This is a genomic window from Pseudomonas sp. B707, assembly GCF_022496685.1.
Classification (GTDB): Bacteria; Pseudomonadota; Gammaproteobacteria; order Pseudomonadales; family Pseudomonadaceae; genus Aquipseudomonas; species Aquipseudomonas paraglycinae.
The window spans coordinates 381,647-404,958 of the sequence record NZ_WTVE01000035.1; the positions used below are offsets into that span (position 1 = coordinate 381,647).

21 protein-coding genes are annotated in these 23,312 nt (G+C 60.9%); all 21 read right to left on the reverse strand.

Annotated elements, in window-relative coordinates; all coding sequences use genetic code 11:
- Positions 1 to 83: 83 nt before the first annotated feature.
- Positions 84 to 1,526: a flagellar filament capping protein FliD gene (gene fliD, locus GQX66_RS26945; protein WP_085747114.1), complete on the reverse strand. Its 1,443-nt coding sequence runs from the start codon at positions 1,524 to 1,526 to the stop codon at positions 84 to 86.
- A gap of 80 nt (positions 1,527 to 1,606) precedes the next feature.
- Positions 1,607 to 1,963 carry a flagellar protein FlaG gene (locus tag GQX66_RS26950; RefSeq protein WP_085605774.1) on the reverse strand — a complete coding sequence of 119 codons (357 nt, stop codon included), beginning with the start codon at positions 1,961 to 1,963 and terminating at the stop codon, positions 1,607 to 1,609.
- 71 nt (positions 1,964 to 2,034) lie between these two features.
- A complete protein-coding gene (locus tag GQX66_RS26955) occupies positions 2,035 to 2,886 on the reverse strand; it encodes a flagellin domain-containing protein (RefSeq protein ID WP_007920059.1) in 852 nt (283 codons plus the stop codon).
- A 243-nt stretch (positions 2,887 to 3,129) separates the two neighbouring features.
- Positions 3,130 to 3,396 carry a hypothetical protein gene (locus GQX66_RS26960; RefSeq protein WP_085747116.1) on the reverse strand — a complete coding sequence of 89 codons (267 nt, stop codon included), beginning with the start codon at positions 3,394 to 3,396 and terminating at the stop codon, positions 3,130 to 3,132.
- Positions 3,393 to 4,685, reverse strand: coding sequence for a 6-hydroxymethylpterin diphosphokinase MptE-like protein (locus GQX66_RS26965; RefSeq protein ID WP_085747117.1), 1,293 nt, complete (start codon positions 4,683 to 4,685; stop codon positions 3,393 to 3,395). Before GQX66_RS26965 ends, GQX66_RS26960 begins: the two co-directional genes overlap by 4 nt.
- An 86-nt stretch (positions 4,686 to 4,771) precedes the next feature.
- Positions 4,772 to 5,698 carry a ketoacyl-ACP synthase III gene (locus GQX66_RS26970; protein ID WP_085611535.1) on the reverse strand — a complete coding sequence of 309 codons (927 nt, stop codon included), beginning with the start codon at positions 5,696 to 5,698 and terminating at the stop codon, positions 4,772 to 4,774.
- A 226-nt stretch (positions 5,699 to 5,924) separates the two neighbouring features.
- Complete coding sequence (gene pseI, locus GQX66_RS26975) at positions 5,925 to 6,977, reverse strand: pseudaminic acid synthase (protein ID WP_134022255.1); 1,053 nt, start codon at positions 6,975 to 6,977, stop codon at positions 5,925 to 5,927.
- A complete protein-coding gene (gene pseG / locus GQX66_RS26980) occupies positions 6,974 to 8,476 on the reverse strand; it encodes a UDP-2,4-diacetamido-2,4,6-trideoxy-beta-L-altropyranose hydrolase (RefSeq protein ID WP_240872035.1) in 1,503 nt (500 codons plus the stop codon). The genes pseI and pseG overlap by 4 nt, the downstream gene beginning before the upstream one ends.
- Positions 8,473 to 9,168, reverse strand: coding sequence for a pseudaminic acid cytidylyltransferase (gene pseF, locus GQX66_RS26985; protein WP_240872036.1), 696 nt, complete (start codon positions 9,166 to 9,168; stop codon positions 8,473 to 8,475). The genes pseG and pseF overlap by 4 nt, the downstream gene beginning before the upstream one ends.
- On the reverse strand, positions 9,165 to 9,785 hold the full coding sequence (locus GQX66_RS26990; RefSeq protein ID WP_102717463.1) for a pseudaminic acid biosynthesis-associated methylase: 621 nt from the start codon (positions 9,783 to 9,785) through the stop codon (positions 9,165 to 9,167). Before GQX66_RS26990 ends, pseF begins: the two co-directional genes overlap by 4 nt.
- 30 nt (positions 9,786 to 9,815) lie before the next feature.
- A complete protein-coding gene (pseC, locus tag GQX66_RS26995; RefSeq protein WP_240872037.1) occupies positions 9,816 to 10,973 on the reverse strand; it encodes a UDP-4-amino-4,6-dideoxy-N-acetyl-beta-L-altrosamine transaminase in 1,158 nt (385 codons plus the stop codon).
- Positions 10,970 to 11,971 carry a UDP-N-acetylglucosamine 4,6-dehydratase (inverting) gene (pseB, locus tag GQX66_RS27000; RefSeq protein WP_007958320.1) on the reverse strand — a complete coding sequence of 334 codons (1,002 nt, stop codon included), beginning with the start codon at positions 11,969 to 11,971 and terminating at the stop codon, positions 10,970 to 10,972. Before pseB ends, pseC begins: the two co-directional genes overlap by 4 nt.
- A 30-nt stretch (positions 11,972 to 12,001) precedes the next feature.
- Complete coding sequence (locus tag GQX66_RS27005) at positions 12,002 to 14,917, reverse strand: TIGR00180 family glycosyltransferase (protein ID WP_240872038.1); 2,916 nt, start codon at positions 14,915 to 14,917, stop codon at positions 12,002 to 12,004.
- A gap of 55 nt (positions 14,918 to 14,972) precedes the next feature.
- The gene (locus tag GQX66_RS27010) at positions 14,973 to 15,710 is read right to left on the reverse strand and encodes a cephalosporin hydroxylase family protein (RefSeq protein ID WP_007958324.1); all 738 of its coding nucleotides are present in this window, start codon (positions 15,708 to 15,710) and stop codon (positions 14,973 to 14,975) included.
- A 17-nt stretch (positions 15,711 to 15,727) separates the two neighbouring features.
- Positions 15,728 to 16,801 carry a class I SAM-dependent methyltransferase gene (locus GQX66_RS27015; RefSeq protein WP_085747125.1) on the reverse strand — a complete coding sequence of 358 codons (1,074 nt, stop codon included), beginning with the start codon at positions 16,799 to 16,801 and terminating at the stop codon, positions 15,728 to 15,730.
- Entirely contained in the window at positions 16,798 to 17,649 is an 852-nt protein-coding gene (locus GQX66_RS27020) for an NAD(P)-dependent oxidoreductase (RefSeq protein ID WP_240872039.1), read from the reverse strand. The genes GQX66_RS27015 and GQX66_RS27020 overlap by 4 nt, the downstream gene beginning before the upstream one ends.
- A complete protein-coding gene (locus tag GQX66_RS27025; RefSeq protein ID WP_240872040.1) occupies positions 17,646 to 18,872 on the reverse strand; it encodes a class I SAM-dependent methyltransferase in 1,227 nt (408 codons plus the stop codon). Before GQX66_RS27025 ends, GQX66_RS27020 begins: the two co-directional genes overlap by 4 nt.
- Positions 18,869 to 19,429 carry a dTDP-4-dehydrorhamnose 3,5-epimerase gene (gene rfbC / locus GQX66_RS27030; RefSeq protein WP_007958330.1) on the reverse strand — a complete coding sequence of 187 codons (561 nt, stop codon included), beginning with the start codon at positions 19,427 to 19,429 and terminating at the stop codon, positions 18,869 to 18,871. Before rfbC ends, GQX66_RS27025 begins: the two co-directional genes overlap by 4 nt.
- Positions 19,426 to 20,508 carry a CDP-glucose 4,6-dehydratase gene (rfbG, locus tag GQX66_RS27035; protein ID WP_240872041.1) on the reverse strand — a complete coding sequence of 361 codons (1,083 nt, stop codon included), beginning with the start codon at positions 20,506 to 20,508 and terminating at the stop codon, positions 19,426 to 19,428. The genes rfbC and rfbG overlap by 4 nt, the downstream gene beginning before the upstream one ends.
- Positions 20,490 to 21,263 carry a glucose-1-phosphate cytidylyltransferase gene (gene rfbF, locus GQX66_RS27040; protein ID WP_007958332.1) on the reverse strand — a complete coding sequence of 258 codons (774 nt, stop codon included), beginning with the start codon at positions 21,261 to 21,263 and terminating at the stop codon, positions 20,490 to 20,492. The genes rfbG and rfbF overlap by 19 nt, the downstream gene beginning before the upstream one ends.
- 247 nt (positions 21,264 to 21,510) lie before the next feature.
- Entirely contained in the window at positions 21,511 to 23,268 is a 1,758-nt protein-coding gene (locus GQX66_RS27045; protein ID WP_240872042.1) for a calcium-binding protein, read from the reverse strand.
- Positions 23,269 to 23,312 lie beyond the last annotated feature (44 nt).

Below are 23,312 nucleotides of genomic sequence, written 5' to 3' on the forward strand. Positions count from 1 at the left end.
AGCGAGTCGAAAAACTTTAGACCATAAGACAAAAACCCGGCGCACGCTCGAAAGCGTAGCCGGGTTTTTGTCGTTTTTGCATGTTACTTCGCGGATTGCTGAGCGTTCAGCGAGCTGAAGAACGACGTAATGTTGCTCGCCGTCGCCTTCATCTGCCCTACCAGCAAGTCCATGGCGTTGTACTTGGCAGTCAACGTCTTGGTCAGGTTGGCCACACGGACATCCAGGGCTTTTTGCTGATCGGTAATCGTCCGGCTATTGGCATTCAGGATCGTCAGTCGCTGATCCAGCAGACCTTGAGTCTTGCCGTCGGCCGATGTCTTGAGATACGGGTCAACCGCCTTGCTCATGCGCGCCAGCAGACCGTTGGTGTCATTGGTACCACTGAACAACTGCTGTACCTGACCCGTTGCCCCCGGAGCCGCCATGGCCTTGTTGAAGGCAGTGGTGTCGAGCTTCAGGTTACCGGTAATGGAGTCGGTCATGATGCCCACTTCCGACAGATAGGCCATCGAGCCACCCGCGCCCGCGCCGGTAAACTCGGCGCGAATGCTCGCAATCAACGAACGCGGCAAGGAATCGCCAGTGAACGCCGCCTGCACGGTCAGCTTGCCGTCTTCATCCGGCGTGGCTTTGGACAGGCTGTCAACGGTGGTCTTGAGCGAATTGTAGGCATCGACGAACTGCTGAAGCGACGTCTGCAGCCCTTTGGTATTGGTATCAACGGTAACCGTGGACGGCGTCGCGCTGGCAGCGACCAGATTCAGGGTCATGCCACTGATCGCACCGGTAACCGTGTTGCTCTTGCTGGTGACTGCCAGGCCATCGATGGTCAGGGACGCATCCTTGGCGAGCGCGCCCACGGAACCGGAATCACCTGCCGCCGGCGTAGCCGACATGACCTTGGTGCCATCGATTTCCAGGCCGGCGATACCGCTGACAGAGAGATCGGAACCCGCACCGGTCTTGTTCGAACCAATCACCAGACGAGAGGCGCCAGTGGCGTCGGTCACGATGTTGGCGGAAATACCATTGCTGCCCTGGGCCTTGTTGATCGCATCACGCGTGCTCTGCAAGGTGGCATTGGCCGGGATGGTGACATTGTAATCAGTGCCATTCTGACTGATTTTCAGGGTACCACTCGGAATGGCACTGGATGCACCGCCGGCAAAGGCTGCAGAGGCGACCTTCGAACCGGTAGCCAGTTCTTTCACGACAACGCTGTAAGAGCCCGAAACCGCAGTGTTATCGGAAGTTACAGTCAGCGTTCCAGGCACGCTCGATGTCGCCGTGTAGCCGGCGAATGCGGGATTGGTCTTGCTGCCCAGAGTGGCCAATGCCGCCTGAAAGGTGGTCAGCGCGCTCTTCAGAGCACCCACACCGGAAATTTTCAGCGTGTTGGTTTTGGTCTGGTTATCGATCTGCGTCTGCTTCGGCGATTTGTCAGCGTTGACCAGCGCAGTAACGATCGCACCGATGTCCAGGCCGGAACCCAGGCCCGAACCCGGTAAAATTGGACTTGCCATGTGCATCTCCCTTGGGTTGTTGCCAGTCTTTTGACCAATACCTGCGCCTAAAGAACTTCAAACACTATTCATGCCAGCTATCAGACTTTGGCGTCGAACAACACGTGACTTGCGTTGGCGAGGCTGTCTGCCAGCTTCAGGGCTTCTGCGGAGGGGATCTGTCGTACGACCTCGCCCGTCTCGCTTGCGATCACCTTGACGATGACCTTGCCGGAATGCTCGTCGATCGAAAATTCCAGATTGCGCTTGATCGACTGAACGAACTTCTCGATCTCCTGCACCGCCAGCTTCAGCTTGGTTTCATCTGCTTCCTGGCTCTTTTTCGAGGCAGGAACAGCATCAACGGTCTGAGGCTTGGTTTCCGACGGCTTGTCGGTAACGGTATTGGCTGGTTTGGGAGCCGGATAAGACACGTTAAGCTTGACGCTCATGTCCATGCTCATCACCTCATAACGTAAAAAGCGAGAGAGCACGCAAGCGCACTCCCCCGCTAAAACTCATTCCGAAATTACTGAAGCAGCTTCAGTACAGCGGAAGGCAGTTGGTTGGCTTGAGCCAGAACAGAGGTCGAAGCCTGTTGCAGGGTTTGCTGCTTGGTCAGGTTAGCAGTCTCTGCGGCGAAGTCGGTATCTTGTACGCGACCTTGTGCAGCAGTGGTGTTCTCGGTGATGTTCTGCAAGTTCTGGATGGTGCTGGTCAGACGGTTTTGCGAAGCACCCAGGCTGGCACGAGTTGCACCGATTGCAGCGATAGCGGCGTCGATTGCAGTGATCGCGTTGTCGATGTTCTGCGAAGCGCCAGTTACGGTAGCACCGGTCAGGGACAGAGTACCGCTACCAACCGACAGGCTGACGGCGTCGAACTTGGAGCTCAGTACCAGGTCGATGTGGTTAGCCGAACCGGTGTTTGCACCCACTTGCAGGGTTACAGTACCAGCCGAACCGTCCAGCAGGTTTTTGCCGTTCAGGTTGGTCGAAGCCGAGATACGGGTGATCTCGTCGGACATCTGAGCGAATTCAGCGTTGGTAGCGGTCTGGTCAGCAGTGCCGTTGGTACCGTTACGTGCTTTAACAGCCAGTTCACGCATACGCTGCAGAATGTCGGTAGTAGCTTGCAGAGCGCCTTCAGCGGTCTGGGCAACGGAGATACCGTCGTTGGCGTTCTGGATTGCCTGGGTGTTACCGCGGATCTGGGAAGACATACGGTTGGAGATCTGCAGGCCAGCGGCGTCGTCTTTAGCGCTGTTGATTTTCAGGCCGGAAGACAGGCGCTGCATCGAAGTCGACAGAGCGTCGGAAGCGCGGTTCAGGTTTTTCTGAACGTTCAACGACGTGGTGTTGGTGTTTACTGTTAAAGCCATGACGAATTCCTCGTTGGTTGGGTACTGCGGCTTCCGGCCCTGGCAACCGCCGGGTATGGCCTAGAGAACCTTCGTAATAGTTATCGTCGGGTTTGCAGGTTGCTTGAGGGCTTTTTTGAAAAAATTTGCCATCACCCTGCCACCCCCTAGAAAACAAAGACTTAGCAGCACTTCACCTTCGAAAAAATGACGTCATAAAACCGTCCGTGGCGCAAACCGGCGGGCCAGCGCCTTCGCTCCTCTTCAGGCGGACGATTCTTCCAGCAATTGAATCAACTCGTACTCCATGAAATCGGCAAGTCCCAGCCAGTCCTGACGCTCCTGGCACTCGAGCATTTGTGCGAGCAATTGCGCCCAGACTTGCTGCGTCTGCGTGCCGGCCGACAGCAATGACTGCTGCGCGCCCTCGAACACATCGACCATGGTCAACGCCGCCTCGACATCACGTCCCAGGCGGAACAACCCGGCGCACTGATGGCATTCGTCTACCCAGCTTTGCAGTGCAGTCATTGCACAAACTCCTGATTGAACGCTGTTCCGGCAATCTGCGCACCCGCCCGGCTGCTGTTGAAAAATGCCACCTGCGGCTGACTGGCGATGTATCGCTCCAGCACGCACAGATAACCGCGAAAATTGAGCTGGGTACTGACGCGCTGGCCATACCCGTCACGCACCCAGTGCCGCGCCTGATTCACCGACGGCCCCAGGTCACCGTCATTCCAGCCGGCATGGGTCTTGTTCATCGGGAAAGCAAAATCGGCACCGAACAGCGTGATGCGTGCAGCGCCCATCTTCACCGCCAGGTCCACGGCCGGGTGAATCACACTGCCACCCACATGCAGCAGCGCCCTCGGGTGCTGTTCACGCAATGCCGCATAGACCGGACTGGCCGAGTAGCCGCCGTAACGCTTGCCCTTCCAGGCCCTCAGCACCTCGGGATCACTCATGGGCAGGTACACCAGCGGGATGCCGTCGGAGTCCTCGAAAGGCAAATGCCGGAAGCTGATGCGCTGATCGATGCTCACCACATAGTCGGGCACGATCCCGTGCTCGCGCAGCGGCCGGTAGGCGGTATCGACGCAAATGAACAACGGACGCTCGGCCCGCTCGCGGATCGCGGCCAGACGTTCGAAATGCTGTTCCAGCGTCGGCCCGGTGCCGATCACATAGATCTCCCGACCGGTGCAGGTGCCGAACAGCGTCGCCACATCATCGTCGGCAAGCAATACCGGCAAGCAGTCCTGCAGACGCTGTTGAATGAACGGTGACTGCGGATCGAACTCACGGTTGTTGAAGCTCAAGTGCACTTCGCTGACCAGTCGATCACGAATCTTCGCGTTGAAGTCATCGGCCAGCAGCATTTCGGCAGGCAATGCAAAGAATGGCGTGCAGATGTCGGGCAGGTCGCCGGCGTAGAGCAATTCAACTCGCGGCTCCTGCAGCCACTCACGCTGATCGAGCAGTTGCAGCACCAGGGCAAACAGCGCGCCATTGAGGATGTGCACATACAAGCGCTCAAGCCCGGCGCGCTCCAGCAGCACCGCGGGCAAATCCCCGAGGCCGGTGCCGTAGACATGCAGTTGCGGCTTGTCCGCCGGTAGGCTGGCGGCCTGAATCTGCGCCTCGCGGACACGATCATGCCGGCTGGTGAGCTGAATGCCGCCAATGCTCAGCGTCGAGCCCAGCCCTTGCGTCAGTTCGGCCTCAATCGCCGAACTGTCTTCGTTCAGCAATCGTGCGAACAGCGCCGGCCAGCGTCGCTCGACGACTTCAGCATTGGCCTGGAAAAACTCACTCATGGCGCCTCGCGCTCCCTTCAGGCAAAAAAATAGCGTTCAAGGTTAACCCTTGAACGCTATTTTTGTATCCGTCGTTCTTAGCGGATTCAAGGACGATAAATAATCGCCGAACCCCACGACAGACCGACACCGAAACCACTGATCGCGATGCGGTTCCAGTCGGAATCCATCACGTGTTTTTCCAGCAGAAGCGGCACACTGGACGACACGGTGTTGCCGGTCTCGACCATGTCCTTGATGAACTTCTCCGGCTCGCCTTCGAAGCGCCGCGCCACGGCGTCGACAATCGCCGCACTGCCCTGGTGGATGCAGAAGGCATCGATGTCATCGGCCTTCAGGCCGGAATCGTCGAGCAGTTCATGCAGGTGCGCCGGCACCTTGAGCAGCGCGAAGTTGAACACTTGGCGGCCGTTCATGAAAAACACACCATCGGTGACTTTCAGGTGCGGTGCGCCGGAACCGTCGGTGCCGAACTTGGCCTTGCCCAGCGCCCAGACCGGATCTTCACCCATCCAGGTGGCGGTAGCAGCATCGCCGAACAGCATGGTGGTGTTGCGATCTTCCGGGTCAACGATCTTCGAATACGGGTCGGCTGTGATCAGCAGGCCGTTCTTCAGGCCGGCGGCTTCCATGAAGCCTTTGATCGCATAGATGCCGTAGACGTAACCGGAGCAGCCCAGGGAAATATCGAACGCCGCGACATTGGTCGGCAGGCCGAGTTTGTCCTGGACGATGGCCGCGGTGTGCGGCAGGCCTTCCTCGTCACCGTTCTGGGTGACGACGATCAGCGCATCGATGGATTCACGTTTCAGTTCAGGGTTGTTGGCAAACAGCGCATTGGCCGCTTCAACGCACAGATCGGAGGTTTCCTGTTCCGCGTCTTTGCGTGGGAGGAAGGCCGAACCGATCTTGCCGAGGATGAATTCTTCATCCTTCTCGAATTTTGCACCTTGTGCGTAATTGTCCACGCCGGCTACAGGAACGTAGCTCGCAATGCTTTTTATGCCAATCATTACGGCTTCCCAATAATAAACAGCCCAATACCACCGCTCGCAAGGATTCGAGGGGCGCCGACAAACAGAAAACGGCCGCCACAACGGGCAGCCACGGGGAGCGCAAAGGGCTATCACTGGAACCGAAAACGGGCCAGGCGCCATCTCCCCGGTCATTACAATACAGTGAAGATGCGCGTTATGACTCGCAGGTCACGCTATTTTGCCGAATCGGTGACAGATCGGGTCATTCGACCAATGACCAGTCCAGCGGCGTACCGCGTTTGATCGGCTGGCGCGCACGGCGCCCGAGGACGGCTTCGGCGTGCTTGGGCGGCAAGCCGAGACCGGGACGAATGGCGCGCACATTAGCCACAGTGAAGAGTTCACCGGCCGCCATATCGGCCGTGACATACAGCGACCGGCGGTAAACCAGCGACTTTTGCTCAGCCTCGGTCACCCCGTAATGCACCTGCCCCATGGCCTGCCAGGCGCGCTCGGTCTCGACCACCAGACTGGCCAGTTCCGCCGGTTCCAGCGAGAAACTGGCGTCCACGCCACCGGCCGCACGGTCGAGGGTGAAGTGTTTTTCCACCACGGTCGCACCCAGCGCCACCGCCGCCACCGATACGCCAACACCCATCGAATGGTCTGACAGCCCAACCTCACAACCGAACAACTCACGCAGATGCGGGATCGTGCGCACGTTGCTGTTGGTCGGGGTCGCCGGGTAGGTGCTGGTGCACTTGAGCAGCACCAGATCCTTGCATCCCGCCTCACGGGCGGCGCGCACGGTTTCGTCGAGTTCGGCGATGCTGGCCATGCCGGTGGAAATGATCAGCGGTTTGCCGGTCGCTGCGACACGGCGAATCAACGGCAGATCGGTGTTCTCGAAACTGGCGATCTTGTAGGCCGGCACATCGAGGCTTTCGAGGAAATCCACGGCGCTGTCGTCGAACGGCGTCGAAAACGCGAGCATGCCCAATTCCTTGGCCCGGGCGAAGATCGGCGCATGCCATTCCCAGGGCGTGTGGGCCTTTTCATACAGGTCATAGAGCGAGGTACCGGCCCACAGACTGTTCGGGTCCTTGATGAAGAACTCGCCTTCCGCCAGATCCAGGGTCATGGTTTCGGCGGTGTAGGTTTGCAGCTTCAAGGCATGGGCACCGGCCTTGGCCGCCGCTTCGACAATCTGCAAGGCGACGTCCAGCGACTGGTTATGGTTGCCGCTCATTTCCGCGATGATGAACGGCGGCGCATCGGCACCGATCCGGCGGTTTCCAATATTGAAACTGCTCATTGACGGAATTCCTTCAAAACCTTGGTGAACGCGCAGGCACTCTGGGTAAACCCGGCGTCACGAAAAACATTCATCGAGGGCTGATTGGCCGGCAATACCTGGGCGGTAATGGCGTTCATCTGCGGCCAGTGCCCAGCCACGAAGACTTCACCCTGCGCCAGCAGCGCCCTGCCCCAGCCGAGACCGAAACGCCCTTCGAGCAGATACAACGAAGCCTCTGCTTCAAAGCCGCGCAGATCGTAGCGCAGGACACCGACCGGGCCGTCATCCGCCTCGGCCACCAGCAGCAGCCGCTGAGGATTGCGCAGGCTCGCGCCCAGCCAGTTCACATGCTGCACCCAATCGATTACACCGCTGTCCAGCGACCAGCGGCGCACCGCCTCGGCATTGCGTCCGTCGAACAGCAACTGCGCGTCATCCAGTGTCGCCAGACGCAACTTGAGCACCGCGCCGGCCAGTGCCGCTGCGACCCGCAACGCGCCGCGCCCGTCGACCAGATGCCGCGAACGCTCGGCCAGGCTCTGGCGCAGATAAAAATTGCCCACGACAAAGCCGATGGCATCACGCAGTTGCTCGACGCCGACCTGCTCCCGCGCGCCCATGAACACATGCGCGCCGGCCGCCGCCATCACCTCGCCGTTGGCCTGCTGGTTGTTCGACACCGCAATGCAAATCGTCGGCAGGCCCAGGGCCGCGCGTTCCCAACTGGTGCCGCCGCCGGCACCGATAAACAGGTCGGCCTCGGTCATGCGCCGATGAAAATCGCTGACAAAACTGTGCAGCCGCCAGTGCGGCCGCGTTTCGGCCAACGCCTGCATCTCTGCCCAGGCCGGGTTGTCGGCGCCGGCGACGAAATCCACTTCCAGCTCGGAAAAATCCGCCAGCGCCAGCATCGCGTGATGGGTCTGGCGCGCCGCATCGAAGCCGCCGAAATTCACCAGCACCCGGCGCGCCACCGGTTTGATCTCGATGGCCGGGCCACTGAATTCTTCGCGCAGCATGGCGAAGCGCGGGCCGAGCAGCGTTCGACACCCGGTCGGCAGCAATGGCTGATAGTTTTCGCTGAGGCCCGAGAGGTTCTGATTGAGCAGCAGATCCACGCTGTAGCGTCGGGTCGCCAGATCGTCGACGGCGGCGATCCGTGGCGCGAAGCGACGGGCCGCGGTCTGCCAGTGATGGTCGAGGCCGTAATGGTCGGCGATGACCCAGTCAAACCCAGGCTGCCCTTCCAGCTGCGCCGCCAGTGCATCGATATCCGCCTGCCACGGCAGCATCGATTCGATGGCCTGCTCCGGGTCTTCACCGGCGTAGCGCTCCGGCAACGCGAAGGTCTCGAAACCTTCGCTCTGCAACGCATCGAGCCGATGCCCCGGCAAACGACGGCAGGCGAACGCGACATGACTGCCTTGGGTGCGCAGCACTCGCGCCAGCGTCAGGCACCGGGCGATGTGGCCACTGCCGATGGTCGGCGATGCGTCGGCGCGGATCAGCACTCTCATTGCAACTCTCCGCCAGCCTTGAGGGCGGCGTAGAGGTACTCGGCACGCTTCCAGTCTTCGGCGATATCGATGTCCTGCACCAGATGCCGGGGCAGGATCACCGGCAGACTGGCCGGCGAATACAGCACCTCCCCACCCAGCCACGCCTCGCTGCGGCCCCAATAGAACTGGCCGGCATCCTGAAAGGCAGCCGGCAGATCCTGCGAACGGGTATTGCGAAACTCGGGGTACAACGCCGTCAGTGCGCCCTGCCCGTCCAGGGTCAGGGCGCGCTGCACCGGAAAGCCGAAATCAGTGACTGAAAAAGCAAAGGACTTGTCCGGATGCTGCGCCAGCAACTCCAGGCCCTGACGCAGAAACCGCGCCTGCAACAGCGGCGCCGTGGCATACACACAGCAGGCGTATTCGAAGGCCGGCAGTTGCTGCAAGGCATGCGCGATCACCGCCGCAGTGCCGGTGAAATCATCGGCCAGCTCCGCCGGACGCATGAACGGCACCTGAGCACCGTTGGCACGCGCCACGTCCGCGATCTCTGCGTCGTCGGTGCTGACCACCACCTGCTCGAACAACCCTGAATCGAGGGCCGTGCGTATCGAACGGACAATCATCGGCACACCGTCGAACGGCTTGAGATTCTTGCGCGGAATGCGCTTGCTGCCCCCACGGGCCGGGATGATTGCGACGTTGTTCAAGGACGTTTTTCCAGCAGGAACCAAGTGATGTCGTCGACCGGGAATTGCGGGTCGCGGCGATAACCGAAGCCGTAATCCAGCAGTTGCAGATCAGGATAACGGTCAAGCATTTCCCCGGCAAAATCGCGTTTGAACAGTTTTCCACTGTTGCCGCGATAGGACACTTCCACCGGCGACGGATTGTAGTACTCGGCGATCAGGATGTAGCGCGAACTCAATTCATACAACTGGGCATACGCCGTCGGCAACAGCTCCGGCGCCAGATGGATCAGCACGCCTTTGCTCAGGGTCAGGTCGTATTGGCGCTCACGGGGAAAATCGAACAGCGAACCGTGCCAGATGTTCGCGATCTCCAGCGCACGCGCCTGGGCACAGGCACTGGCATTGATTTCGACCCCGAACAGCTCGCAGCGGGGCAACAGCTGACGCAGCGCCTGCAAGTTGTTGCCGGCGTTGGTGCCCAGTTCCAGCAAACTGTCGATCCGTCCGGCCCGGGTCAGCGCCTTGGCGAACAACGCCAGATTGGCCGCCACCAGTGGCTGGCCGACGTTGCGATCGACGTACTGGTTGCCGAATTCGCCTTGCCAGAATTGTTCCTGCTCGCTCAGATCACGCATTACCGTTTCCATCCACCGCCGCAGCGGCAATCATTCAGTCAACCGACGCAATTGCTCGACCACGTAGTCCTGCTGCTGATCGCTCAGCAACGGAAACAGCGGCAGGCTGATCGCTTCGGCGTAATAACGCTCGGCTTCGGGGAAGTCACCTTCGGCAAAACCCAGGTCACGATAGTACGGCTGCAGATGCAGCGGAATGTAGTGCAGGTTCACGCCGATGCCGGCGGCACGCAATCCTTCGAACACCTGACGGTGGCTGAGGCCGATGCGCTCGGTCTGCAAACGCACCACGTAAAGATGCCAGGCCGATTCAGCCTCCGGCTGGAGGCTCGGCACGGTGACTGGCAAGTACGCCAGCAGACGGTCGTAACGCTCGGCCAGTTCCCGACGCCGGGCGATGAACTCGTCCAGCTTGCTCAGCTGCGACAGGCCCAGCGCGGCTTGCAGATCGGTGATCCGGTAATTGAACCCCAGCTCGACCTGCTGGTAGTACCACGGGCCGTGGCTGGGCTCGGTCATCTGCTGCGGATCGCGGGTCATGCCGTGGCTGCGCAGGCGTTGCAGCCGCTCGGCCAGCTCCGGGCGATTGGTCAGCACCATGCCGCCTTCGCCGCTGGTGATGATCTTCACCGGATGAAAACTGAACACGGTCATCGCGGCAAATTCACCGCAGCCCACCGGACGCCCGGCATAGCTTGCGCCGACCGCATGGGAAGCGTCTTCGATCACCGTGAAGTTGTAGCGCTCGGCCAGTTCGGCAATTCGCCGCATGTCGCAGCTCTGCCCGGAGAACGCCACCGCCACCAGCACTTTGGGCAGCGTGCCGTCGCGTTCGGCAGCATCGAGTTTGCTTGCCAGAACTTCAGCATCGAGGTTCCACGTCAGTGGGTCGATGTCCACGAAGTCGACATCCGCGCCGCAGTAACGCCCACAGTTGGCCGACGCGAGAAAGGTGTTCGGCGTGGTCCACAAGCGGTCGCCCGCTCCCAGCCCTGCCGCCAGACAGGCAATGTGCAGCGCCGCCGTGGCGTTGCACACCGCCACGGCGAAGTCGGCCTGACAACGCTCGGCCATCGCCTGCTCGAAGCGCTCGATAGTCGGGCCCTGGGTCAACCAGTCGGACTGCAACACCTCGACGACCGCGTCGATGTCCGCCTGGTCGAGGCTTTGCCGACCGTAGGGAATCATACCGAGAGCTTCGCGTGCAGCTCGGCGATCTGCCCCACCGAGAGGAAGTGCGGGTTGGTGTCGGAGCGGTACTCGAAGTCTTCGCCAACCGGTACGCCACGCTCACCGAGTTTGTCCTCGGCAAAATCCACATCGACGCTGGTGAAGCGAATCGACGGCTGGATGGTGTAGTGATCGGCGAACTCCAGGGTCATCCGCGCATCGTCCAGCGGCACCATCAGCTCGTGCAGTTTCTCGCCCGGACGGATGCCGACGTTCTTGTGCGGCAGATGCTCGGCCATGCCACGCGCGAGATCGACCACGCGAATCGACGGGATCTTCGGCACGAACACTTCGCCGCCGTGCATCCGCGCAAAGCTGTCGAGCACGAATTGCACGCCGTGATCGAGGGTGATCCAGAAGCGGGTCATGCGCTCATCGGTGATCGGCAGCTCTGTCGCGCCGTCGGCGATGAGCTTGCTGAAGAACGGCACCACTGACCCGCGCGAACCAGCCACGTTGCCGTAGCGCACCACGGCAAAACGCGTCTGCTGTTCGCCGGCGATGTTGTTGGCCGCGACGAACAACTTGTCCGACAGCAACTTGGTGGCGCCGTACAGGTTGATCGGGCTCGCGGCCTTGTCGGTGGACAGCGCGACGACTTTCTTCACGCCGTTGTCGATGGCAGCGGCGATGATGTTTTCCGCGCCGTTGACGTTGGTGCGGATGCATTCGGTCGGGTTGTATTCCGCCGCCGGCACCTGCTTCAACGCCGCGGCATGCACCACGTAATCGATGCCGCGCATGGCCTGGCGCAGACGATCGGCGTCGCGCACGTCACCGAGGAAGTAACGCATGCACGGCGCGTTGAACGTCTGCTGCATTTCGTATTGCTTGAGCTCATCCCGGGAGAACACCACCACGCGCTTGGGCTGGTATTGCTCGAGCAGGCGCGCGATAAACTTGCGCCCGAACGAGCCGGTGCCGCCGGAGATGAAAATCGACTTACCGTTGAACATGTTCTGATTCCTGTTCCCTGCCCGGCAGGCTCAAGCGAGCAACTGTGCCCAATTGATCGAGGTATTTTCGCCCAGGGTAAAGCCTTTGCCGTTCAGCGCCAGGTTGGCGTTGTAGGCCGGATCCTGCGCAAAGGCCGTGCTCCATTTTTCACGCAAGGCCGCCAGGGCTTGCGGTGCCTGCGGCAGCTCGCCGGTGTGCAGCACCTGCACCAGTGGCGTCCACACATTGAGATAGCCGGCCTGACCCGCCTTCAGGCACAGGTCGACATCGCTGAAGCCTTCAGCGAACGTCACTTCATCGAGACCGCCCAGCGCATTGAACAGCTCTTTGCCGATCATCAGGCAGACCTTGGACACGGCCGAGTAATTCTGCTCGACGGCCAGGCGCTGCATGTAACCCTCGGCGCTGTGCTTCTCGCCGATGAACGGCGAACCGACGCCATCGTTGAGACCGAGGATCAAGCCGGCCTGAGCAACCTTGCCGTCGCGGCTCACCAGTTTGCCACCGACGATACCCACTTCCGGCCGCAGTGCGTGGTTGAGCAGCAAGTCGATCCAGTTCGGGTTGACCACCTCACTGTCCGCCGCCAACAGCACCAGATAATCGCCTTGCGCCTGCCCGCTGGCGGCGTTGCACAGCGCTGAATCACACAACGGCTGATCGGCACGCAGCACGCGCACCTTGGCGTGCTGCAGGGAGCCCAGCCAATCGTTGACCTCGGCGGACGAATTCGGATTGGCCGCCACCAGGACCTCAAAGCGGCTGTAGCGGGTCTTGAGCACCACGCTTTCCAGGCAGCGCTGCAACGCACGCACATCATCGATGACCGGCACAATGATCGACACCAGCGGCTGCTCGGCATGACGATAATCAATCTGCCAGGTACCCGGCAGGGTCGAGTTGACCTTGGCCTTGTAGCCACGATTACCCAGATGGCGCAGCAAGGCCTGACGCTCGTGGGCATTCTCTTCCGGGGCCACTGCCTGAGTGATCAGCAAGGGTTCGTCAAGGTGTGCCAGACCGTCCAGACCACCCTGCTCGATGATGCGCAGCAGCAAGTCCAGTTCCAGCGCCTTGTTGAAGTCGGCCTGATAGCCACCCGCATCCAGCAGGACGTCGCGACGGACCAGCCAGTGACGCGCCATCAGCGACGGCACGCTTTGCAGCAGATCAAGATTGATACCCGGGCGGAACACGTCAACCAGCGCGCCGCTCTCCTGGCGCTGGATCTCGTCGGTGGCGACTGCACGTATCTGGGCCGCGTCCATCAGTTCCAGGCTGGCGCGCAACAACCCGCTGGCGGTGAACTGATCGCCGGCCTGTGCCAGCAACAGCCAGTCGCAAGGCGACTGCTGGGCACTCTGATTGAGCTTGTCGACAAAGTTGCTCTGGGTCACGCGGACAAAGTGCAGGGTGTTCTGCGCGGTGGTCGCGCTCGGCGCTTCACCGGTGGTGAACACGACAATCCTGAACGCTTTGCAGTGGCCCTCAAGCAGGCTGTCGAGCGAGACCTGCAACTTGTCGATGTCGTTATCCAGGTCCAGCAGGAAAATACCGAACTGCGGGCCGCCGCCGTTGACCGCCAGGTGACGGGCAATCGCCTGCGATTGTTCGGCGGACGGCTCGCGGGCAGCCAGCCACTTGAGCAGGCGACCGGACTTCGTTTTGTCGAACATGGCCTGCTGGTCATCGTCCGCAAACGCCTCGAGGCGAGCGATCCAGTCGTTCAGGGCATGCGCCGCTTCGTCCTCATCCGACGCCTGCAGTTGCGTCGACAGGCGTTTGACGACCGTCTGGTTGAACGCATTGAGGTCGTGCGCTTGCCACAACCGGTCAGTCACGCTTTCTGCCGTGTCGTTATTGCGCGCCTGCAGCAAGTGCGCCTGACGCGTCCATACGCCCTCCAGCCCTTCCAGCTGAATGCGACCGGCCGGCATGGCGTGAAGCATGAATTCGAACTGTTCCAGACGGTCGAAAAACGCCTGGTTGTAGAAAGGCATTTCGACGTACTGCAGCGGCCCGAAACGACGATCCGGCACCTTCTTTTCCTGACTCCAGACCGATTCGAAAATCAGTTCCGCGGTCAGTGCACGACCGCTGCGCAGGCTCTCGGCCATCGCGTCGAAACTTTCCAGCGCAAACGCTTTGGCCTGCATGGCGTCCAGCCCTTCGATAGCGCAAGGCAACGAGGTGAGGAACTCGGCAAAGGCCTCTCGCTCGGCGACCGATTTGCTATCGACGTAGGTCAGCGAATGGAACACATCGGTGTTGTGCTCGGAGACGCCGTAGTTGATCTCGCGGACCACATAGGGAATCGGCAGAATCCGTGCCTTGGCACTGGCCAGCAGGAAATACACGTGGCCGATTTCCTGCCATTGAAAATTGGTGCCGGCCGGCAATGCCGAGTGCCAGGTTTTCATCAGGTCGGTACGCGTCACCGCATAGAACGGCGGGATGTACTGACTCATGTAATCGATAACCCGATCCTGAGCCCGCTCCGACGCGTAGTCTTCCTGAACCTTCTTGTCCCGACGGTAGTAGTTCACGCCGTTGGTCAGCGTCAGGTACATCAGGCAATAGCCGTGGCACATGCCATAGTCCTGGTTCGCGTGCAGGAAGCTCACGGACTCGGCCAGCGAATCGTGCAGGATGAAGTCGTCATCGGCTGCCAGCACCATGTACGGCGTGGTCAGTCGCTCGACACCGTAAGCCAGCTTGGCCTGCATGCCCCAGTAGGCAAACTGCGGCACGTGGTGATAATCAACGGCGGAAAAATCCCCCTCGGGCCGCTCGATCGTGGAGTCCAGCACCATGATTTTGCAGGGCAAGCTGCTGTAATACTTCACCGCCCGACGCAGGAACGCCGGACGATTGTGCGTAATCAGCACCACGGTCAACAGCTCGTTGAGCGGTAGCGTCAATTCAGAACTGAACTTGCCTTGCATAACTTCTCTCCACAACCGGCGACTCGCCGAGACAACGCTTTGGTGATGTTGCGAATTAACGAACGCGACGCAGATAGCCGTCCGGCGCCACAGTGATCAGCAGCTTGTTCTGCAGCTGAACATCGATCTCGAAATCCTTGTTCTCTTCCAGGTATTTCCACACGGCGGTCTTCGGGTTGTCGCCCGGGCCCCATGGACGATCCGGGAAGAAGTCGGCCGGCATGTCTTCAACCACGGTGTCCATCACCACGCAGTAGCTGTCGACCGAAACCAGTGGCGCGTAGAGGCGCAGCTCTTCGAGCACGTGGTCGTGGGTGTGGTTGGAATCGAGCACCAGAATGACTTTCTTGCCTTCAGCCGCCGCGCGAACCTGGGCAGCGATGGCCGGGTCGATGCTCGAACCTTCGATCATCTTGATGCGTTTGCTCATCGGGTGGCTTTCGATGGCTTCGCGGTTGTGCGGACGAATGTCCAGATCGATGCCCAGCACTTCACCGTGACCTTGCAGTTCCAGCAGGGAGGCGTAGTAGATGATCGAACCGCCGTGGGCGATGCCGCACTCGATGACCAGATCCGGCTTCACCTGCCAGATGATTTCCTGCATCGCCATCATGTCTTGCGGCAGCTGGATGATCGGACGGCCCATCCACGAGAAGTGGTAGCTGTACTTGTGCTTGGCCGATTCGTTGAAGAAATCACGGGCCAGGCCGGTGAGTTTCTGGTCGTCACCCTGTTGGGCGATCTGCTCGCGGCATTCGGCTTCGAAAGCTTTGTTGATGCTGTTGTCGGTCATTTTCAAAATCTCAAGGGTCACTGAAACGAAGCGCTGTCGACGGCGTGATAGACGTAACGTCCACCGGTCATCCGCTTGATCTCTTCGAGGTAATTGGAATTCATCACAAACAGGTTGGCACCCTCGGGCAAGGCGTCCATCGCCTCTTGCGGCGAGGACACCCGGGCGCCGCTCAGGGGCAGGTAACGCCCCTGCTTGGCCGGGTTGATATCCACCACGCGATCCACCGCCACGCCGGCGCGTTGCAGGAACAGCGAATAGATCACGCCTTTGGACGAGGCGCCCCAGATCGCCGAACCCTGCTCGGGTGCACCCTGGATGATCTGCACCGCGCGCTCGAGGCTGGCGGTGAAATCGTCCGGCAACGCCAGGCGTGGCACCGGTTGTTCCGGGGTCAGGCGCAACGTGGCAAGGTCAGCGACGATGTACAGGTATTGGCCACCGAACAGGTGACCGGCCTCGTGCACGGTGCCGAACATCCGGCGCAGGTCATCGAGACGGAAGTAATTGACGTGCTCGTAGAACAGATCGAACCAGGCGCGGTGTTCGAGGATCCAGTCGAAGCACGGCACTTCGATGTAGATCTGCCCGCCACCCTGATTGGCTTCGGCGATCACCGCCAGAAAACCCAGCGGATCTTGAATGTGCTCCAGCACATGACGCAGCACGATGGCGTCCGCCTCCAGGCCCAGGCCTCGGGTGAACGGGGCCTTGATCACGTCGGCGTTCTCGCCCTCGTAGGCCGGATCGATGCCGGTGATGCGGTAGCCCAAACCTTTGAGCAACTCGAGGAAATAGCCTTTTCCGCAGCCGACTTCGATCAGTTCCTGACCCTTGAAGTGCCGGGCAATGATGCCTTCGACATCGCTCAGGTGCTTCTGGAACTGGCCGGAATGCGCCTGCTCGTTCTGGTAGTCGGCGTCGTAGCTGAGCTTGTCGGCGTCGAACGCCGCATTGAAGATCAGACCGCTGCGCTCATCCTGCACCAGCAACATGTCGGCGCGGGCCGATGCCTTCGCCGATTCGGGATCGGCAAAGGTGCGGTTCTGCAGCACCGGCAGGTCGGTGACCCGATACAACTCGTGCCTCATTGCGGCTCTCCCAATAACTGTTGCAAGCGCTCGGTCACCGCCCAGAACGCCAGCGGCTCGTGGGTCGGATACGGATAGTGGCCGAGGTTCAGGCCAATGGTCGCGCCGCGCTCTTGCACGCGCTGTTCGACCAGCGCCCGCACCGAAACCGGCTGGCCGCTGGCGCAGTTGATCGTGCCGTCGAAATCGCGCTTGTGCAGGATCGCGGCGAGGTACGCGGTGGCCGTTTCAATCGCCAGAAAATCGCGCAGCTGTTCACCGGCCGACATGTTGAACGTCGCATCGCCGGCATCGATTGCCCGGTCCAGCGCCGCCAACAGACTGTTGGGGTTCTGTCCGGCGCCGTGCAGGTAGAACAGCCGTGCCCACTGCAGGGTGAACGGATGCTCCTGCTGCAGATGTTGCAAAAACAGGTGCAGCGTGTGCTTGGCCAGACCGTAAGGATTGGCCGGCTGCGCGTCGTTCTGTTCGCTCAACGGACCGCTCTGCATGCCGTACTCGAAGCACGTGCCGGTCACCAGCACCTGCTTCACGCCCGCCTCTACCACGCCTTTGATGAAGCGATAGTCGGCCATCAGGTTGTGCTCGAAATGGAACAACGCCCGATAGTTCGGCAACCCCGGCCAGGCCAGGTGCGCGAGTGCATCGACACCCTCGGTCAGCGCGCCGATATCCAGATCCGCCGCGTGAATATCCGCGCTCACGAACTCGACGTCATTGATCCAGGGCATGTCCGCGGCTTTCTGCGCGTCGCGCGCAACCGCCCGCACCGTGCAGCCACGGGCCAGCAACGCTGCGACCAGATGACGACCGACGAAGCCCGTGGCTCCGGTGACCAGAACCTTCACAGCACGCTCAACTCAGGCACGGCGATCACGAAACGACCGTCCCACTGACGCACCTGGGCCAGTTGCTGACTGACTTCGTGCAGCAGGTTCCACGGCAGCACCAGCACGTAATCCGGCTTCTCGATATCGATCTGCGCCGGCGCGACAATCGGGATGCGGCTACCCGGCAGAAACTTGCCCTGCTTGTGCGGGTTGGCATCGGCGACCCAGGCCAGCAGATCCGGTTTGACCCCGGCGTAGTTGAGCAAGGTGTTGCCCTTGGCAGCAGCGCCGTAACCGACCACACGCTTGCCGTCGGCCTTGGCCTGCAACAGAAAACGCAGCAGATCATGCTTGATACGTTCGGCAGCCGGCGCCAGCGTCGCGTAGTACCCGGTGGTTTTCACCCCGGCGTCGAGCTCGGCCTGCAACTGCTGTTGCACCGCTGGCTGCACGGCGCGGCGTTCGCCGTCCTTGCGCTGGACGAACACCCGCAGCGATCCGCCATGGGTGGTCAGATGGCTGACGTCGAACACTTCCAGACCGTTGCGTTCACACAGCGTCTGCACGGCAGTCAGGGACAGGTAGGAATAGTGTTCGTGATAAAGCGTGTCGAACTGCGCGCCGGCCATCAGCGTCAGCAGTTGCGGGAATTCGAAGGTGGCGACGCCGGTCGGCTTGAGCAGCGTGGCGAAACCGCCGAGGAAATCATTGATGTCCGGCACGTGAGCGAGCACGTTGTTGGCAGCCATCAGGTCGGCGGCCCAGCCTTCGCTTTTCAGCTGCGCGGCGGTGTCGCGACCGAAGAACAGTTCACGAATCTCCAGGCCTTTTTCCCGGGCCGCCTGCGCGGTGCTACGGGTCGGCTCGACGCCCAGGCACTGAATGCCGCGACCGGCCACGTACTGCAGCAGGTAACCGTCGTTGGCAGCGACTTCCACCACGCGGCTGTCGGCGGTCAGGCCGAAACGCTCGACCATCTCGGCCACATAACGCTCGGCGTGGGCCAGCCAGGTGCTGGAGAACGAACTGAAGTAGGCGTACTCGGCATCGAACAGGCTGTCGGCGGAGGTGTAATCCTCGGTCTGGACCAGCCAGCATTGCTGGCACACGGCGACCTTCAGCGGCACCCATTGTTCGGCCTGCTCCAGCCGATCGGCATGCACATAGGCGTTGGACGGTGGCGAGGTGCCGAGGTCGATCAGCGGCAGGCTCAGCGGTGCGGCGCACCCACGGCAGTTCATAGACGCACTCCAGCAAAGTGTTGATCGAGCGCGGGATGGCTGGAATCACGCGCTGACAAATTATTGACAGGCAACGGCCAGGCAATCGCCAGCCGTGGATCGTTCACCGACAGGCCGCCCTCGTGCTCCGGCGCGTAATCGGCGCTGTGCAGATAAAGCAGTTCGGCGTCTTCGGTGAGGGTCTGGAAACCGTGAGCGAAACCGGCCGGAATCAGCAGGCTGCGTCCGTCACCGGCCTTCAGGTGCTCGGCGTGCCAGTGCAGGAAGGTTTCCGAGTCCGGGCGCAGGTCCACCGCCACGTCCCACACTTCACCGCGCAGGCAGGTGATCAGTTTGGCTTCCGGCGCATTGGCGTTCTGGTAATGCAGACCGCGCACGCTGCCCTTCTCGCGTGTGCAGGAATGGTTGATCTGACGAATGTGAAATTCACTGCCGAACGCCTTCAGACTGCCTTCGCAGAACAGTCGGGCGAAGTGCCCGCGCTGATCTTCGAAGCGTTTGTGCTGGACGCTGAACAACCCGGCCAGCGGCAACGGTTTCAAGGAAAACTCGCTCACAGCGCGCCCCGGTAAAGATTCAGTTGGCCGAGGGTCACGGTGCGCATGTCGTCGCCGTTCTGCCACGCCAGATGCCAGTCGAGGGTCTGGGTCAGGCATTGCTGCAACGTCCAGCGCGGTTGCCAGCCCAGCACCTGACGGGCGCGGCTGCTGTCCAGGCGCAGCAGACCGGCTTCGTGCAGGTCACTCTTTTCGAGGCGCAGGCCACGGGCCTGAGGCCAGCGGTTGGCGAGCAGTTCGACCACTTCGCCGACGCTGCACATGTCCGCCTCACCCGGGCCGAAGTTCCACGCGCCAGCATATTCCGGGCCGTCTTCATAGAGGCCGGCGGCCAATTGCAGGTAGCCGGCCAGCGGCTCCAGCGCGTGCTGCCACGGGCGCACGGCTTGCGGGTAACGCAGGGTCACCGGCTCGTCGGCCGACCAGGCTTTCAGTACATCGGGTATCAGCCGTTCAGGGGCGAAATCACCGCCGCCCAACACGTTGCCGGCGCGCGCGGTGGCCAGGGCCAGACCGTGCTCGGCGTACTTGTCGGCCGGGAAGAACGATGCCGCGTAAGACTGCGCCAGCAACTCGCAGCAGGCCTTGCTGCTGCTGTAAGGGTCATGGCCACCGAGAGCTTCGTCTTCGCGGTACGGCCACAGCCATTCCTTGTTGGCGTAGACCTTGTCGGTGGTCACCAGCACGCAGGCCCGCACGCAACCGACCTGGCGAATCGCTTCGAGCAGGTTGAGGGTGCCCATGACGTTGCTCGAATAAGTGCCGAGCGGATCACGATAACCCTCACGCACCAGCGGCTGGGCCGCCAGATGCAGGACGATCTCCGGCTCGCTGTCGGCGATGATCTCGAGCAAGGCGCCGAGGTCACGCAGATCGCCGCGCTGATCGTTGATGCCTTCGCTCACGCGCGCCAGTTCGAACAGGCTCGGCTCGGTCGACGGGTCGAGGGAAAAACCGCTGACTTGCGCACCGAGGCTTTGCAGCCACAGGGTCAGCCAGCTGCCCTTGAAACCGGTGTGCCCGGTGACCAGAACCCGCTTGCCGCGCCAGAACTCAGGACTCAGGCCCATTGCTTCCATGGGGCCTCCCCGCTCTGCCACAGTGCTTCGAGATGGTTCTTGTCGCGCAGGGTGTCCATCGGATGCCAGAAGCCTTCGTGCTCGAAGGCTTTCAGTTGTTCGTCCTGGGCCAGGCGAGCCAATGGCTCCGCTTCCCAGGTAGTTTCGTCGCCAGCGATATACGACAGCACTTTTGGCGACAGCACGAAGAAGCCGCCATTGATCCAGCCGCCGTCGCCGCGCGGTTTTTCGGTGAAGCCGAGGACCTGATCGCCATGGCGCTCGAGGGCGCCGTAGCGGCCCGGCGGCTGCACGGCGGTGACGGTCGCCAGACGGCCGTGGCCCTTGTGGTAGTCGACCAGCTGCGCAATGTTGATGTCGGAGACGCCGTCGCCGTAGGTGAAGCAGAACGCCTCTTCATCCTTGAGGTAACGGCCGGCACGCAGCAGACGGCCACCGGTCATGGTTTCCTCGCCGGTGTCGATCAGGGTGACGCTCCACGGCTCGCTGTAGTTCTGGTGAACGTCCATGCGGTTGTTGCGCATGTCGAACGTGACGTCGGAGGTGTGCAGGAAGTAGTTGGCGAAGAAGTCCTTGATCGCGTAGCCCTTGTAGCCGAGGCAGATCACGAAGTCGTGGATTCCGTGGGCGGAATACTGCTTCATGATGTGCCAGAGAATTGGCTTGCCGCCGATCTCGATCATTGGCTTGGGCTTGAGGTGCGACTCTTCACTGATGCGCGTGCCGAGGCCACCCGCCAAAATAACTGCCTTCATCGTCTCCCCTCTTCTACGTCACAGGGCTTGGCCTCGCTGTTGCAGGCCTTTGCGGCTGAACCTTTGCCAGTCCGGGCGCAGGTGAATGACCGCGAGCGCTCGTTTTATGGCGATTTGAGGGGGACTTGCAGGAAACGCGCCAGCTCCGCCGACCCTGTGTCGGCGAGGAAATGCAGGCATGAAAAAAGGGATGAATCCGTTGCCGGACTCATCCCTTTCATCGAGCAGCTTCAATCAATCAGACGGATCAGCCAAACATCGCGAATCCATCGATCGTGGCCGGCAGGTCGTAGACCTGACCGTCAGCGGTCTGCAGATGCTCGATGTTGTTGTACCCACCCACATACCAGTCCACCAGTTTCACGCCATTGGCCGGCACACCGCTGCTGCCGTCATTGGCGCCGTGCAGGTAGGCATCGTCGCCGACACGCGTGACGCTCAACTGGCTGAGGTTGGCAATGGTGTTCATGATCAGGGTGTCGTTGTAGCTGCTGGCCATATCCTGAATGGATACCAGGCCGGGGGCATTCACCACATAGGTGTCATCGCCATCGCCACCAATCAGCGTATCGTTCTGCGGCGCCTCGCCATCCAGACCGGATGCCAGGCCGCCATAAAGAATGTCCGCACCCCCGCCACCCTGAATGAAATCGTCGCCAGCTCCGCCTTCCAGAATGTTGTCGCCCCAATCACCTTGCAGCACGTCATTGAAATCGCTGCCACGCAGGTTTTCGATGTCGATGTACGTGTCGTAGAGGGCGATACCGCTCTGCGGGCCCCAGCCGAGGGAGACGCTCAAACCCTCAGTGCTGTCTTCGTAGCTGACGGTGTCGACACCGGCTCCGCCTTCGAAGCGATCGGCACCCGCGCCGCCGTACAGGACGTCATTGCCGGCGCCCGACACGATGACGTTGTCCCCGTCATTACCGTAGCCCGTGAAGTCTGCGGTGCCGGTATACGTCATTTTTTCAATGAACGGATCCATGTGCATCGACGACAGGCTGGTGTACACGTGGTCGGTACCACCAAAGAGGTCCGTCTCGACGATGCTCACACCGGCGCTGTTGATGATGTACACATCGTCGCCTCTTCCGCCTTCCAGCGTCACGCCCGCGACGTTGGCGGTGAATCGGTCATCGAACGAAGTACCGATGACTTTCTCGACGTTCAGCAACGTGACATCCGCACCTGCTTGCTGACCAATGCCGATACTGACGCCATCAAAGGAGTGGCGGTAGCTCACGGTGTCGTAGCCATCGGCGCCATCCACGATCATGGCGTTATCGAGCAGATACACCACGTCATCGAAATTCGATCCCTGAATCGCCTCGATGCCGGTGAAGGTGTCGCCAGCAGCGATGGTCAATGCATCGTAGTTCTCGAAATCCTGGACTCTCACACCCTCGAGGCTGTCGGAATAGCTGACAGTATCGAAGCCTTCGCCACCCACGAAGTGATCAGCGCCGGCGCCACCCCACAGCCAGTCGTTACCTGCGCCGCCGATGATCTCGTTGTCACTGGCATTGCCGTAACCCTTGAAATCGCCGGTACCGGTGAAGGTGAGCTTCTCGATGAACGGGTCCATCTTGACGGTGTTCAGGCTGGTGCGCAGTTCGTCGTAGCCACCGTTGTTTTCTTCAATCAGGGTCACGCCTTCGGCGGTGACGTTGTACACGTCATCACCCACACTGCCGTCCAGCGTCACGCCACCCACGGAAGCGGTAAAGGTGTCGTTGTAGAAACTGCCGACCACCTTCTCCACCGACACCAGCGTGTCGACCTTGCCATCGGGCCCTGTGACCGTAACGGCGCCAGCACCAACCTCGACACCGACTCCCGAACTCATGCCGTAATAGGTCGCCGTATCAAACCCTTCACCGCCGTCCAGCACGTCCGATCCCCCGCTGGCCAACAGCTGATCATCCGACTCCATTCCATAGAGTTCGTCATTGTCCTGGGTGCCAATCAGGACATCCGCTTCACTCGTTCCATTTACGATAGCCATTTGCTTCTTCCTTGCCTTGTTATGAATCTGTCCCTGCGTGCGTG

Coding starts and splice junctions, on each gene's coding strand:
- fliD (WP_085747114.1), bottom strand. CDS start 1,526: ATGGCAAGTCCAATTTTACCGGGTTCGGGCCTGGGTTCCGGCCTGGAC.
- GQX66_RS26950 (WP_085605774.1), bottom strand. CDS start 1,963: ATGGACATGAGCGTCAAGCTTAACGTGTCTTATCCGGCTCCCAAACCA.
- GQX66_RS26955 (WP_007920059.1), bottom strand. CDS start 2,886: ATGGCTTTAACAGTAAACACCAACACCACGTCGTTGAACGTTCAGAAA.
- GQX66_RS26960 (WP_085747116.1), bottom strand. CDS start 3,396: ATGACTGCACTGCAAAGCTGGGTAGACGAATGCCATCAGTGCGCCGGG.
- GQX66_RS26965 (WP_085747117.1), bottom strand. CDS start 4,685: ATGAGTGAGTTTTTCCAGGCCAATGCTGAAGTCGTCGAGCGACGCTGG.
- GQX66_RS26970 (WP_085611535.1), bottom strand. CDS start 5,698: ATGATTGGCATAAAAAGCATTGCGAGCTACGTTCCTGTAGCCGGCGTG.
- pseI (WP_134022255.1), bottom strand. CDS start 6,977: ATGAGCAGTTTCAATATTGGAAACCGCCGGATCGGTGCCGATGCGCCG.
- pseG (WP_240872035.1), bottom strand. CDS start 8,476: ATGAGAGTGCTGATCCGCGCCGACGCATCGCCGACCATCGGCAGTGGC.
- GQX66_RS26990 (WP_102717463.1), bottom strand. CDS start 9,785: ATGCGTGATCTGAGCGAGCAGGAACAATTCTGGCAAGGCGAATTCGGC.
- pseC (WP_240872037.1), bottom strand. CDS start 10,973: ATGATTCCCTACGGTCGGCAAAGCCTCGACCAGGCGGACATCGACGCG.
- pseB (WP_007958320.1), bottom strand. CDS start 11,971: ATGTTCAACGGTAAGTCGATTTTCATCTCCGGCGGCACCGGCTCGTTC.
- GQX66_RS27005 (WP_240872038.1), bottom strand. CDS start 14,917: ATGCAAGGCAAGTTCAGTTCTGAATTGACGCTACCGCTCAACGAGCTG.
- GQX66_RS27010 (WP_007958324.1), bottom strand. CDS start 15,710: ATGACCGACAACAGCATCAACAAAGCTTTCGAAGCCGAATGCCGCGAG.
- GQX66_RS27015 (WP_085747125.1), bottom strand. CDS start 16,801: ATGAGGCACGAGTTGTATCGGGTCACCGACCTGCCGGTGCTGCAGAAC.
- GQX66_RS27025 (WP_240872040.1), bottom strand. CDS start 18,872: ATGAACTGCCGTGGGTGCGCCGCACCGCTGAGCCTGCCGCTGATCGAC.
- rfbG (WP_240872041.1), bottom strand. CDS start 20,508: ATGGAAGCAATGGGCCTGAGTCCTGAGTTCTGGCGCGGCAAGCGGGTT.
- rfbF (WP_007958332.1), bottom strand. CDS start 21,263: ATGAAGGCAGTTATTTTGGCGGGTGGCCTCGGCACGCGCATCAGTGAA.
- GQX66_RS27045 (WP_240872042.1), bottom strand. CDS start 23,268: ATGGCTATCGTAAATGGAACGAGTGAAGCGGATGTCCTGATTGGCACC.